Here is a 12,408-nt window from a genome sequence, read left to right on the forward strand (position 1 = left end):
CCTATCCTTGTCGATGGTTATGGGGACGAGTGTGAAATCGCCGCTCGCCGGTCTGCGCGCGCGCCTGCCGGAGCTGATGCTCCGCGACCAGCACCGGCTGCGCCGCCGGATCGACGGCGTCCAGAAGATGCGGGACGCCGCGCGCCGCGCGAAGGTCGCCGAGGAGATCGCCGCCGACGTCGAGGCCGCCGCGCGGCGGGTCGAGCGGCGCCGCGCCGCCGTGCCCGCGATCACCTACCCGGCCGAGCTGCCGGTGGCCCAGAAGAAGGACGACATCCTCGCCGCGGTCCGCGACCACCAGGTCGTGATCGTCGCGGGCGAGACCGGGTCCGGCAAGACCACCCAGATTCCCAAGATCTGCCTGGAGCTCGGCCGCGGCGTGCTCGGCTCGATCGGGCACACCCAGCCGCGCAGGCTGGCCGCCCGGACGGTCGCCGACCGCATCGCCGACGAGCTCGGCACCGAGCTCGGCGACACCGTCGGCTACAAGGTGCGGTTCACCGACCGCTCCAGTGACGACACGCTCGTCAAGCTGATGACCGACGGCATCCTGCTCGCCGAGATCCAGACCGACCGGCTGCTCCGCCAGTACGACACCCTGATCATCGACGAGGCGCACGAGCGCAGCCTCAACATCGACTTCCTGCTCGGCTACGTCAAGGAGATCCTGCCCCGCCGGCCGGACCTCAAGGTGATCATCACCTCGGCGACCATCGACCCCGAGCGCTTCTCCGCGCACTTCGGGGACGCGCCGATCGTGGAGGTGTCGGGGCGCACGTATCCGGTCGAGGTGCGCTACCGGCCCGTCATCGACCCCGAGGACCCGTCCGCCGACCCCGACCGCGACCAGATCCAGGCGATCGTGGACGCGGTCGACGAGCTGGGCCGCGAGGCCCCCGGCGACGTGCTGGTGTTCCTCAGCGGCGAGCGGGAGATCCGCGACACCGCCGACGCGCTGACCAAGCACTTCACGCGGCGGAAGGGCGCCACTGAGGTGCTGCCGCTGTACGCGCGGCTGTCCGCGGCCGAGCAGCACCGGGTGTTCCAGCCGCACCGCGGGCGGCGCGTCGTCCTCGCGACCAACGTCGCCGAGACGTCGCTGACCGTCCCCGGCATCAAGTACGTCGTCGACCCCGGCACCGCCCGCATCTCCCGCTACAGCCACCGGCTGAAGGTGCAGCGGCTCCCGATCGAGCCGGTGTCGCAGGCGTCGGCGAACCAGCGCAAGGGCCGCTGCGGGCGCGTGTCCGAGGGCGTCTGCATCCGGCTGTACTCCGAGGAGGACTTCGAGTCCCGCCCCGAGTTCACCGACCCGGAGATCCTGCGCACCAACCTCGCGTCGGTCATCCTGCAGATGACCTCGCTCGGCCTCGGCGACATCGCCGCGTTCCCGTTCGTCGAGCCGCCGGACCGCCGCAACGTCAAGGCCGGCGTCGACCTGCTGCACGAGCTCGGCGCCGTCGACCCGGCCGAGAAGGACCCGCGCAAGCGGCTCACCCCGCTCGGCCGCCGCCTCGCCCAGCTGCCCGTCGACCCGCGGCTGGCCCGCATGGTGCTGGAGGCCGACAAGAACGGCTGCGTGCGGGAGGTTTTGGTCATCGCGTCCGCGCTGTCCATCCAGGACCCGCGCGAGCGCCCGGCCGAGCACCAGCAGGCCGCCGACGAGAGGCACCGCCGGTTCGCCGACCCGACGTCCGACTTCCTGGCCTACCTGAACCTGTGGAACTACCTGCGCGAGCGGCAGCAGGAGCTGTCGGGCAGCGCGTTCCGCCGCATGTGCAAGAACGAGTTCCTGCACTTCCTGCGCGTCCGCGAATGGCAGGACCTGCACGGCCAGCTCAAGCAGGTCGCCAAGGCGCTCGGCGTCACGCTCAACACCGCCGACGCGCCGCCCGACCGCGTCCACACCTCGCTGCTCGCCGGCCTGCTCTCCCACATCGGGCTGATCGACGCCGAGAAGAAGGACGGCAGGCAGCGCCGCGGCCAGGAGTACCTCGGCGCGCGCGGCGCGAAGTTCGCCGTGTTCCCCGGGTCGGCGCTGTTCAAGAAGCCGCCGCGCTGGGTGATGTCGGCGGAGCTGGTCGAGACGTCCCGGCTGTGGGGGCGCGTCAACGCCAAGATCGAGCCGGACTGGATCGAGCCGCTCGCCGAGCACCTGGTCAAGCGCAACTACAGCGAGCCGCACTGGTCGAAGAAGCAGGCGGCCGTCATGGCGCACGAGAAGGTCACCCTCTACGGGGTGCCGATCGTCGCCGACCGCCGCGTCAACTACGGCCGCATCGACCCGGCGCTGTCGCGCGAGCTGTTCATCCGGCACGCGCTCGTCGAGGGCGACTGGGACACCCACCACCGGTTCTTCCACGACAACCGCGCCCTGCTGGACGAGGTGGAGGAGCTGGAGCACCGCGCCCGGCGCCGCGACATCCTCGTCGACGACGAGACCCTCTTCGACTTCTACGACGCGCGGATCCCCGAGGACGTCGTGTCCGGGCGGCACTTCGACGCCTGGTGGAAGGCGGCCCGGCGCACCGACCCCGACCTGCTCGGGTTCGAGAAGTCGATGCTGATCAACGAGACCGCGGGCGGGGTCAGCGAGGCCGACTACCCCGACGTGTGGAAGCAGGGCCCGCTGCGGCTGCGCCTCACCTACCAGTTCGAGCCCGGCACCGACGCCGACGGCGTCACCGTGCACATCCCCGTCCAGGTGCTCAACCAGGTGCGCCCGGACGGGTTCGAATGGCAGGTCCCGGGGCTGCGGACGGAGCTGGTGACCGAGCTGATCCGGTCGCTGCCGAAGCAGCTGCGGGTCAACTTCGTCCCGGCGCCCGACTACGCCCGCAAGGTCCTCGACCGCGTCGCGCCGCGCACCGAGCCCCTGCTGGACGCGCTGGAGCGCGAGCTGACCGCGATGACGAGCGTGCCCGTCGCCCGCGAGGCGTGGGACCCGTCCCGGCTGCCCGCCCACCTGCGCATCACCTTCCGCGTCGTCGACGAGAGGCGCCGCACCCTCGGCGAGGGCACCGACCTCGACGAGCTGAAGCGCCGCCTCGCCGGTAAGGTGCGCGGGACGCTGTCGAAGGCGGCGTCCACCGTCGAGCGCTCCGGCCTCACCGAGTGGACGATCGGGGAGCTGCCCCGCACCTACGAGCGCAAGCAGAACGGCTACGACGTCAAGGCGTACCCGGCGCTCACCGACGAGGGCGACGGCGTCGCCGTCCGCATGTACGAGACGGAGGCCGAGCAGCGCCGCGCCATGTGGCTCGGCACCCGCCGCCTGATCCTGCTGAACGCGCCGTCCCCGGTGAAGCTCGTCCAGAGCCGCCTGACCAACCAGGGCAAGCTCGCGCTGAGCCACAACCCGCACGGCTCGGTCGCGGCGCTGTTCGACGACTGCGTCACCGCCGCCGCCGACCGGCTGATCGCCGAGGCGGGCGGGCCCGCGTGGGACGAGGACGGCTTCCGCGCCCTGTACGACCGCGTCCGCGCCGACCTGCACGACGCGACCGCGCAGGTCGTCGCCCTGGTGGAGCGGATCCTCGCCGAGGCCCACGAGGTGGACCGGCGGGTGCGCGGCACCGCGAGCCTCACGCTCGTCCCGGCGCTGACCGACATCCGCGGCCGGCTCGCGGCGCTGATCCACCCCGGCTTCGTCACCGAGACGGGCTGGGCGCGGCTGCCCGACGTGCCCCGCTACCTGCGCGCGCTCCAGGTCCGGCTCGACAAGCTCCCCGAGAACCCCGGGCGCGACCGGCTGCTCGCGCACCAGGCCGACGTCCTGGCGCAGGAGTACGAGCAGGCGTTGCGGCGGCTGCACCCGTCCCGCCGCGACGAGGAGCCCGCCCGGCAGATCCGGTGGATGCTGGAGGAGCTGCGCGTCAGCCTCTTCGCGCAGCAGCTCGGGACGCGCTTCCCGGTCTCCGACAAGCGCATCCGCAAGGCGATGGCCCAGCTCTAGCTCAGGGGCCGGCTCAGACGGGGGTGGCGGCCCACAGCTCCAGGTGCCCGCACTGCCGGCACCGCCAGGCGTCGATCTGCCAGCGCTGCCGCCCCAGCCGCCTGGCTCCCCCGAAGACGCCGCGCTCCAGCGGCCCGGCGATCCAGCGCGCGTAGCCGCGCGAATGGTCGCCCGCGTCCTCGATGAAGCCCGGCTCCAGGTCTTCTGCCCCGCACTGCGTGCACCTCGGCTGCGTCATGCCGAGAGGGTAGTCTGCGCGAAAGATGATCAATCGCGGCGTATGACCGGGGGACATCATGTTGCGAGAGTTCTATCCGCCGATAGAACCGTATGAGACGGGGCTGCTCGACGTCGGCGACGGCGAGCGGATCCACTGGGAGACCTGCGGGAACCCGGACGGCGCGCCCGCGGTGTTCCTGCACGGCGGGCCCGGCGGCGGGCTGCTGCCCGACAACCGGCGGTTCTTCGATCCCGCGAAGTACCGGGTCGTGCTGTTCGACCAGCGGGGCTGCGGCCGCAGCGTCCCGCACGCGGGCGACCACGCGGTCTCGCTGGAGCGCAACACCACGCCGTACCTGGTCGCCGACATCGAGCGGCTGCGCGAGCACCTCGGCATCGAGCGCTGGCTCGTGTTCGGCGGGAGCTGGGGGAGCACCCTCGCCCTCGCCTACGCGCAGGCGCATCCGGACCGGGTCGCCGCGATCGTGCTGCGCGGCGTCTGGCTCATCCGCCCGTCCGACGAGGCGTGGGCGTTCACCCCGACCGGCGCGGCGCACCTGTTCCCGGCCGAGTGGGCGGCGTTCCGGGACGCGATGCCGCCCGCCGAGCGGGACGACCTGCTCGCCGCCTACGGCCGCCGCCTCGGCGACCCCGACCCGGCGGTGCACATGCCGGCCGCCCGCGCGCTGATGGACTGGGAGCTGGCGGCGAACACACTGCTGCCCGTCCCGCCGCCGGACCTGGACGACGGCATCGTGCTGGCGTTCGCCCGCATCCTGCACCACTACATCGCGGGCGGCGGCTTCCTCCCGGCGGAGGGCCTGCTCGCCGGCGTCGACCGGATCCGGCACCTCCCGGCGGTGATCGTCAACGGCCGCTACGACATGAAGACGCCCCTGGACCAGGCGTGGGATCTGCATCGCGCCTGGCCGGAGGCGGAGTTCCACATCGTGGAGGACGCCGGGCACGGCGGCGGCGAGCCCGGCACGCGCGACCGCCTCATCACGGCCACCGACGCCTTCGCCGCTCACTTTTCGACGACGTGGGCACTCCCACATCCGCCTCACAAGTCACTGCGGTGACTTGCATCAGTGCGTATGGTTCATTCCATGCCTAACAGCGAAGAGCGCGACAATAGCGGCCCCGAGGGGACGGCCGCGGCTCCCCAGGGCGGCGCGGTCTCCGAAGGCGCGGGGGAGAGCACCGAGACGGCGGTCGCCCGCGTGGGGGACCCGGTCGCGGTCTGGCCGTGCGCCAACTGCGGACGCCCCGTCCCGCAGCCGGTGGGCGCGGTCCGCGCCGTGCGGTACTGCCAGGACAATGAGGGCGCCTGCGCCCGCGAGGCCCGCGAGCGCCGCGACCGCGGCCGGGACGCCCCCGGCCTCACCGGGCAGGTCGCGTCGGCATGGGAGATGGTCGAGCGGCTGGAGAAGGCCGCCGACCTGCTCGCCGACTCGCTGACCTCCGAGCTGAGCGTCGCCGGCGTCGAGCGGCGGGTCGCCGAGGTGCGGGCCGAGGCCGCCCGCGAGCTCGCCATCGCGCAGAGCGAGCGGGACGCCTCCCAGCGCAAGGCGGAGGAGGCGTGGCAGGAGGCGTCCACCGCCCGCAAGCGCGCCGGGACGGCCGAGCAGGACGCCGGGCGCGCCCGCGAGGAGGCCAGGCTCGCGACCGCCAAGCGCGACGCCGCCCAGCAGGCCTGGGAGGAGGCGCACCAGATCGCGCAGCAGTCGGTGACGGCCAAGCTCGCCGCCGAGAGCGAGCGCGACCGGGTCGCCGCCCGCGAGACCGAGCTGCTCGCCGCGCTGGAGGCGGCGCGGGCCGAGCTCGTCGGCCTGCACGCCAAGCTCGCCGAGGCCGAGGGCGCCGCCGAGGCGCAGCGGGTGGAGGCCGCCGTCGCCAAGCAGGGCGCCGAGGACCTGCGCAACGCCATGCGCGACACCGAGGCGCAGCGGCAGCGCGCCATGCAGGCCGCCAGCAAGGCCGAGGCCGAGCGCACCACCGCGCTGCGCGCGCAGTCCGAGGCCGAGGCGGAGGTCGTCCGCGCCAACGCGCGCGCCGACGAGGCCGCCAAGGAGCGCGACGCCGCGCAGGCCCAGGCCGCCGCCGCCGCGACGGAGCGGGACGAGCTGACCGGCAGGACCAACGAGCAGGCCGTGCAGCTGCGCCAGCTGTCGCAGTCGGTCGCCGACCAGCAGGCCGCGCTCACCGCCCTCGCCGAGGAGCGCGACGCCGCCCGCGCCGAGGCCGACCGCGCCCGCCGCCAGGTCGACCAGTTCACCCAGGGCACGCTGTCGTCCAGCGTCCCGCCGGGCGGCCGGATGCCGGGCGGCGGCACCCCGGTGCCCCCGCCGGGCGCCCCGAACGGCCAAGGGGTCCCGAACGGGCAGGGCGTCCCGAACGGGCAGGGCGTTCCGAACGGCCCCGGCGCGCAGCCCGCCGGCCTGCCGCCCGGCCCGCCCCCGATCGGCGGCCCGGTCCCGAACGGCACGCCGGGCAATGCGGCGCCGAACGGCGCCATGGCGCCGCTGGGCGCGCCGCTGCCCTACCCGGCCCCCGCGCCGAACGGGACGCCGGGCTCGGGCACCGGCGGCCACCAGGTGCCGGGCGCCGACGCGCAGAACCACGGCCGCCCGCTGAACGGCGTCGACCGCGAGGACCCCCTCTTCGCCGGCCCCTGAACCGGGCCCTGCCCGGGCGGACCGCCGCCCGGGCTCAGCCGTACCGGACCGCCAGGAAGAACGCGGCCACCGCCACGGCGCTGATCAGCACGACGTGGCCGCGCTCGCGCGCCGCCGTCCGCCGCAGGGTGGCGATCCGCCGGCGGCTGGACCGCAGGTCGGTCACGCTGCGGCGCGCCCGCTCCCAGTGGACGCCCGTGTAGATCGCGAGGGCCGCCAGCCCCAGGATGAGTAACGCGTCTCCGCTCATGAGCTCCGCCTCCGTATCCGCGGCAGCTCAGATTGAACAGCGGAACCGGCCGGGGCGACAGTGCCCGGCGACACATTTCCGCGATCCATGCGGAACCGGCAGGGATCGGCCGGCTGCGGATCATCGGCCGGCGGGCCGGCTCAGCGTCCGAAGGCCTCGGGGTCGATCTCGATCCAGATCTGCTCGGCGCGGCCCAGCAGCCGCCCGTCCGCCCCGTACAGCGCGGTCGCCGCGTGCATCTTGCGGCCCTCGCGGCTGCGCGCGAGCCCCACCACGACGCACTGCTCACCGGCCGCGGGCACGTCCATGACCTGCGCGGTCATGGTGCCGAGCACCGCCGGGCGGCCCGCCACGTCGAACGACCAGCCGCCCGGGCAGTCGAGCGCCGCCCACACCAGCTCCCGCTCGGGGACGCGCTCGGGCACCCACGGCGCCGCGACGCTCCCCTCGCCGACCGGCCCCGGCTCCAGCCGCAGCCCGTCGCCGGGCTCGCGCTCCGGCCCGCACACGAAGCAGCGCGGGAACGGGTGGTTCTCCTGCGTGCGGAACTTCTCCGCCGCCTCCAGCGCCCGCTCGAACGGGACCGCCGCGATCGGCGGCACGACGATCGCCCCCGCGAGCGCCTCCGCGATCAGCCGCTCCCCGTCCCACAGCCGGACGCTGTGCCCCCGCTCGTCCTCCGCCGTCACGGCCAGCTCGGTGCCGAGCGGCGGCGGCTGCCGCAGCGTCACCGTCACCGTGTCGACCGGGACCCGGCCCGCCAGCCGCCCCGCGACGTATCCGCCGTTCCCCGACCCGTCCGGCCCATGGAATCGCCGGTCAATGATCATGTCCGCCCCCGTGCCCGTGCTCATCTCACCAAAACGGCATAGAGCTTAATGTCCCCCACCGACATCCGCCCCGCTGGGGTGCGGCGGCCGCCGTGCCCCGCCTGCCGCACACCGCCTGCCGCGCCCCCGCCCGGCGCTAGACGGCGCGGGACGGCTGGGGGCGGCCGGGGCGCGTGGTGAAGAAGACCGAGAGGGACGCCTGGAGCCGGGCGCGGACGGTGTCCTCGTCGACGGGCCCGTCCGCCGGGACGGGGGTGTGGTCGAGGGCGCGGGCGATGAGCAGGTCGATGTTGCGGTCGGCGACCAGCACCGAGCACGTGTCGCACGCGTACCACGGATACAGCATGTTGAGGACGGCCACGGCGGTGTCGTCGTCGGACAGGTCGGTGGTGTCGAGCTCGACCTCGAACATGTCGGTGTCGTCGGGGTCGAGCGTGGGGTAGTAGAGCCAGCTCGGCCCGGACGCGCCGCAGAAGTCGCAGCCCGGCTCGCGCGGGAGGGCCTCGCCGACCGCCAGCTCCAGCTCGTGGTCCCACGGCTCGACCCGCCGGTTGTGGCGGTAGCCGACGCCGTCCAGCGAGCCCTCGCGGTTGTGCGTCACGTCGTGCACCTCGCCGCCGCAGCGGGCGCACATGAGGCCGATGTCCTCCATGTCCCTCCCCTGATCGCTGAGGCACCGGATCTCACAGTATCCGGCCGGACGCCTCCGTCGTACCGGCGGCGCCGCTCGGGTACGTTGAAGATCCTCACCGACGCGCCCGCCCCGGCGATCCCGGCCTCCGCGTCCCCGCGCGCCGCACACTCCCCGCGTGCCCCATGCCGAGTCATCGAATCGGGAGGTCCCCGTGTCCGACGTCGTGCTGAACGCCGACAAGATCGATCTGGTCCGCGAGCGGCGGCTGCTGCTCGACCGCGTCACGATGACCGTGCTGCGCGGCGAGCACTGGGCGCTGATCGGCCCGAACGGCGCGGGGAAGAGCACGCTGCTCGGCATTCTCGGCGCCTACACGCACCCGACGCGCGGGACGGCGGAGATCCTCGGGCGCAGGCTCGGCCGGGTCGACGTGCACGACCTGCGCAAGCTGATCGGGCAGGTCAACCCGCGGCACCCCCTGGAGTCGGCGCGGACCGTCCTGGAGATCGTCCTGACCGGCGTGACCGGCACCATCGAGCTCGTCCCGCGCTGGACGCCCACCGACGCCGAGGTGCGCCGCGCCGGCGAGCTGATCGGCCTGATGGGCCTCTCGGCGCGCGCGGACGCCCGCTGGCCGACCCTGTCGCAGGGCGAGCGCGGCCGGACGCTGATCGCGCGGGCGCTGATGCCCGACCCGCCGCTGCTGCTGCTCGACGAGCCCGCCACCGGCCTCGACGTCGCCGCGCGGGAGCGGCTGCTGCAGAGCATCGACCAGCTGCGCGCCGAGCGCCCCGACCTGACCACCGTGCTCGTCACGCACCACCTGGAGGAGCTGCCGATCAGCACCAGCCACGCGCTGCTGCTGCGCGAGGGCCAGGTGCTCGCCTCCGGCCCGGCCGGCGAGGTGCTGACGACCGAGCTGGTCAGCGCCTGCTTCGACCACCCGATCGCGATCACCCGCCACAACGGCCGCTGGGCCGCGACCGCCGGGCCCGCCTAGCCGGCCCCGGCCGGCCGGGCGGCTCAGCCGCCCGCGACGCGGTGGCCGGCCAGGTGGGCGAGGACCGACTGGTTCGCCTCCCACCCGTCCGGGAACTTCACCGGGACGCCCAGGTGCACCGGCTCGGACGACGGGTGCGCGTCCAGCAGCTCGGGGATGCCCGCCCGCGCCACCACCACGCACGCGTGCCGGTGCCGGGACGTGAGCACGCACAGCCGCCCCGACTCCAGGTGGAACGCGGTCGCGTCGCGCCGCCCCGACAGCGGGTGCAGCACGACCGTCACGTCGTACTCGCGGCCCTGCAGCCGGTTCGCGGTGTCGACGGTGATGCCCTCGCCGTGCGGCCCGAGCGCGGCGCGGATCGCCGTCACCTGGTCGCGGTGCGCGGCGCCGATCGCGACGCGCGCGGCGTCCACCGGCGCCGACCCCTGCTCGGAGTGCGCGACCGGGCCGCGCTGCAGCAGCCGGACGGCGAGCGCCGCCGTCGCGCGGACCGCCTCGGCGTCGGTGCGCAGCGTGTGCCGCGCCGGCAGCTCGTACAGCGCCCAGCCCGTCGCCGCGGCCTCTTCGAGCGCGTGGTCGTAGGTGGTGCCCATGCCGCGCGCGCCGAACTCCAGCCGCCGGTCGCCCGGCCCCGTCCCGGCGCGGAACCCGGTGAAGGGGTAGAACGCCCGCGACACGACGGGCGCCGCCGACGCGGGCAGCCGCCACGACACCGGCAGCCGGTGGACGGGCAGGCCCGGGTTGTGCGCCAGCAGCACCGAGACGGCGCTGCGCATCGGGTCCCAGGTGAGGCCGGTCCAGCGTTCGACCTCGACCGTGGAGAACGGGTCGAGCTGGCCGGGGTCGCCGACGAACAGCGCCCGCTCGAACCGGCCGGCGATGCGCAGCAGCATGTCCGAGCGCATCTGGTACGCCTCGTCGACGATCGCCCACGGCCACGTCCCGTCCGACAGCGTCGCCCACTTCGCCGCCGTCGCGATCACCACGGTGTGCTCGGCGAGGTCGCCGGCCTTCTGCGCCACCCGCACCTGCGGATGCGCCAGGACCCGCTCGGACGGCGCGTAGCCCGACGCCGACAGCCGCCCCAGCGTGATCGCGGGGTGCTTGCCCGCGATCCGCTCGATGAGGTCGTCGACCTGCTCGTTGGTCTGCGCCACGATCATCAGCCGCTCGCCGGCCTCGGCCAGGTGCGCGGCGGCGCGGACCACGAGCGTCGACTTGCCCGCGCCGGGCGGCGAGTCGACCACCACGCCGCGGTGGCCGCCCGCGAGGTCGGCGAGGACGGCGTCGACGACCCGTCCCGCGGCCACCGACGGATCCAGGTCGCCCGCGTTCACCGGGAGCAGCCGGCGGCCCGCGTGCCCGCTCACGCCCATTCCTCCTCCGCGTCCTCGCCGGTCGGCGTGTACTCGCCGGGCGGCCCGCCGTGCGTCCACGGCGTGTCCTCGCGGTCGGGGAACTTCGCCGCGCCGAACGAGCCCTCCGACAGCGAGGTGAAGCAGACCCGCGCGCCCGCCGCCGGGACGGCGCCCGGCTCCGGCGTGAGCTTGCGGCCCATCCCGCCGGTCAGCTCCAGCAGCACGGAGCCGTCTGCGATCTCCACGATCCTCCCCTTGAGCGCGGGCCGCGCCGCGCTGCACACGGTCGTCCCGACGTCGAGCCGCACCGGGTCCGCCGTGCCGACCCGCAGCAGCGGGCGCAGCTTGGGGCGCTTGCCCGTCTCGTCGAGCCGGGCCGGGTCGCACTCGGTGACCGTCCCGCCGAACGCCGCGCCGGCCAGCCGGTGCTCGGCCATGACCAGCGGGTCGTCGAACGCCCGCTGCGCGTCGTAGGCGTCCTGCGCCCGCTCGAGGTCGTGCAGCCGCCGGGCCGCGCGGACGGGCGGGTCGCGGCGCGCCTGAGGATACGCCTCGCCGAACGTCTGGTGGTAATAGGTGAAGGCGTCCCGGTCGCGCTCCCAGCGGCGCGGCACGCTCGCGCCCTCCGGCAGCGCACGGAGCAGCTCGACGCCCCGCCACATCAGCTCCCATGTCGGGGTGAGCTGCCCGGCGAGGACGTCCCGCAGCCGCTCCTCGGCGCGCGAGCGCGGGCCGGCCCGGTCGTAGGCGGCGATCGCGGGTGCGAGGACCTCGTTGTCGAACGTCGGGTCGGTGGTCGGCCCCGCGGGCGGGCACAGGACGGGGTCCTCGGCGCGGGCCGCGGCGGCCGGGCCGTCCATGCCGTCCGGCGGGGCGATCCAGCCCGCCAGCGCCGCGAGGTTGCCGTCCTCCAGCGAGCTCTGGCCCGTCGCCCAGTGCAGCCGCAGCGCCTCCGTCATCGCCATCAGCAGCGACGACCCGGGGTGGTCGAACCGCTCGGCGAACCACGTCAGCCACCGGCCGAGCACCGGCACCGCCGGATCGACGGCGTACGGGCCCTCCGTGCTGCGAAACCGCGTGGACCGGCCCATCAGCCGCAGGAACGCGACCCCGCCCCGGTTCGGGACGAGCAGCTGCGGCGCGTCCCCGTACCGGATCCGCTCCTCGCCCTCCTTGCCCGGCGGGAGCTGCTCCACCTCGCCCCGGCTGGTCTCGATGTGGTTCAGGACGAGCCGGCCGAGCGCGGCGGCGAACCCGAACCGCAGGTCGCGGTTGCGCGGCTGCGGCACGACCAGCAGCGTCGGAGCGTCCGGCGCGCTCCCGGCCATCACGGCGAGCGGCGCCGCCGCCTCCCCGGCCAGCTTCAGCGGGACCAGCACCAGCGGCGCGTCGGACACCCGGCAGTGCCGCACGGTCGCGAGCGGCTGCGCGACCCCCGCGGCCGCCGCCTGCAACTGCGCGAGCGAGGACAGTGCGCTCAT

General features: G+C 74.8%; 10 protein-coding genes. 4 read left to right on the forward strand and 6 right to left on the reverse strand.

The genetic code is table 11. The annotated features are described in order from the left end of the window. Positions 1 to 19: 19 nt before the first annotated feature. The gene (hrpA, locus tag HUT06_RS17940) at positions 20 to 3,955 is read left to right on the forward strand and encodes an ATP-dependent RNA helicase HrpA (RefSeq protein ID WP_176196793.1); all 3,936 of its coding nucleotides are present in this window, start codon (positions 20 to 22) and stop codon (positions 3,953 to 3,955) included. Between the two features lie 13 nt (positions 3,956 to 3,968). Here the strand turns inward: hrpA and HUT06_RS17945 are convergent, their stop codons facing one another. Continuing rightward, positions 3,969 to 4,193 (reverse strand): hypothetical protein, encoded by a 225-nt coding sequence (locus tag HUT06_RS17945; RefSeq protein WP_176196794.1) that lies wholly within the window; start codon positions 4,191 to 4,193, stop codon positions 3,969 to 3,971. 61 nt (positions 4,194 to 4,254) lie between these two features. Between HUT06_RS17945 and pip the strand changes: the two genes are divergently transcribed. Together pip and HUT06_RS17955 are read left to right on the forward strand one after the other, a co-directional pair. After that, positions 4,255 to 5,256: a prolyl aminopeptidase gene (gene pip, locus HUT06_RS17950; protein ID WP_217711768.1), complete on the forward strand. Its 1,002-nt coding sequence runs from the start codon at positions 4,255 to 4,257 to the stop codon at positions 5,254 to 5,256. Positions 5,257 to 5,283: 27 nt separating this feature from the next. Continuing rightward, the gene (locus HUT06_RS17955) at positions 5,284 to 6,852 is read left to right on the forward strand and encodes a chromosome segregation ATPase (protein ID WP_254715241.1); all 1,569 of its coding nucleotides are present in this window, start codon (positions 5,284 to 5,286) and stop codon (positions 6,850 to 6,852) included. A gap of 34 nt (positions 6,853 to 6,886) precedes the next feature. Here the strand turns inward: HUT06_RS17955 and HUT06_RS17960 are convergent, their stop codons facing one another. From HUT06_RS17960 to HUT06_RS17970, 3 genes are all read right to left on the reverse strand, one after another. Beyond that, positions 6,887 to 7,102 (reverse strand): hypothetical protein, encoded by a 216-nt coding sequence (locus tag HUT06_RS17960; protein ID WP_176196796.1) that lies wholly within the window; start codon positions 7,100 to 7,102, stop codon positions 6,887 to 6,889. A gap of 140 nt (positions 7,103 to 7,242) precedes the next feature. Next, positions 7,243 to 7,932 carry a hypothetical protein gene (locus HUT06_RS17965; RefSeq protein WP_176196797.1) on the reverse strand — a complete coding sequence of 230 codons (690 nt, stop codon included), beginning with the start codon at positions 7,930 to 7,932 and terminating at the stop codon, positions 7,243 to 7,245. A gap of 136 nt (positions 7,933 to 8,068) precedes the next feature. Beyond that, positions 8,069 to 8,584 carry a hypothetical protein gene (locus HUT06_RS17970; protein ID WP_138641169.1) on the reverse strand — a complete coding sequence of 172 codons (516 nt, stop codon included), beginning with the start codon at positions 8,582 to 8,584 and terminating at the stop codon, positions 8,069 to 8,071. A gap of 193 nt (positions 8,585 to 8,777) precedes the next feature. Here HUT06_RS17970 and HUT06_RS17975 point away from each other — a divergent pair, with 193 nt between their 5' ends. Then, on the forward strand, positions 8,778 to 9,566 hold the full coding sequence (locus HUT06_RS17975) for an ABC transporter ATP-binding protein (protein WP_217711335.1): 789 nt from the start codon (positions 8,778 to 8,780) through the stop codon (positions 9,564 to 9,566). A 23-nt stretch (positions 9,567 to 9,589) separates the two neighbouring features. Here the strand turns inward: HUT06_RS17975 and HUT06_RS17980 are convergent, their stop codons facing one another. Further along, positions 9,590 to 10,939: an AAA family ATPase gene (locus HUT06_RS17980; protein WP_254715242.1), complete on the reverse strand. Its 1,350-nt coding sequence runs from the start codon at positions 10,937 to 10,939 to the stop codon at positions 9,590 to 9,592. After that, positions 10,936 to 12,408: a hypothetical protein gene (locus HUT06_RS17985; RefSeq protein ID WP_176196800.1), complete on the reverse strand. Its 1,473-nt coding sequence runs from the start codon at positions 12,406 to 12,408 to the stop codon at positions 10,936 to 10,938. The genes HUT06_RS17980 and HUT06_RS17985 overlap by 4 nt, the downstream gene beginning before the upstream one ends.

Source organism: Actinomadura sp. NAK00032 (assembly GCF_013364275.1).
Taxonomy (GTDB): domain Bacteria; phylum Actinomycetota; class Actinomycetes; order Streptosporangiales; family Streptosporangiaceae; genus Spirillospora.

Coding starts and splice junctions, on each gene's coding strand:
- hrpA (WP_176196793.1), top strand. CDS start 20: ATGGGGACGAGTGTGAAATCGCCGCTCGCCGGTCTGCGCGCGCGCCTG.
- HUT06_RS17945 (WP_176196794.1), bottom strand. CDS start 4,193: ATGACGCAGCCGAGGTGCACGCAGTGCGGGGCAGAAGACCTGGAGCCG.
- HUT06_RS17955 (WP_254715241.1), top strand. CDS start 5,284: ATGCCTAACAGCGAAGAGCGCGACAATAGCGGCCCCGAGGGGACGGCC.
- HUT06_RS17960 (WP_176196796.1), bottom strand. CDS start 7,102: ATGAGCGGAGACGCGTTACTCATCCTGGGGCTGGCGGCCCTCGCGATC.
- HUT06_RS17965 (WP_176196797.1), bottom strand. CDS start 7,932: ATGATCATTGACCGGCGATTCCATGGGCCGGACGGGTCGGGGAACGGC.
- HUT06_RS17970 (WP_138641169.1), bottom strand. CDS start 8,584: ATGGAGGACATCGGCCTCATGTGCGCCCGCTGCGGCGGCGAGGTGCAC.
- HUT06_RS17985 (WP_176196800.1), bottom strand. CDS start 12,408: ATGAGCGCACTGTCCTCGCTCGCGCAGTTGCAGGCGGCGGCCGCGGGG.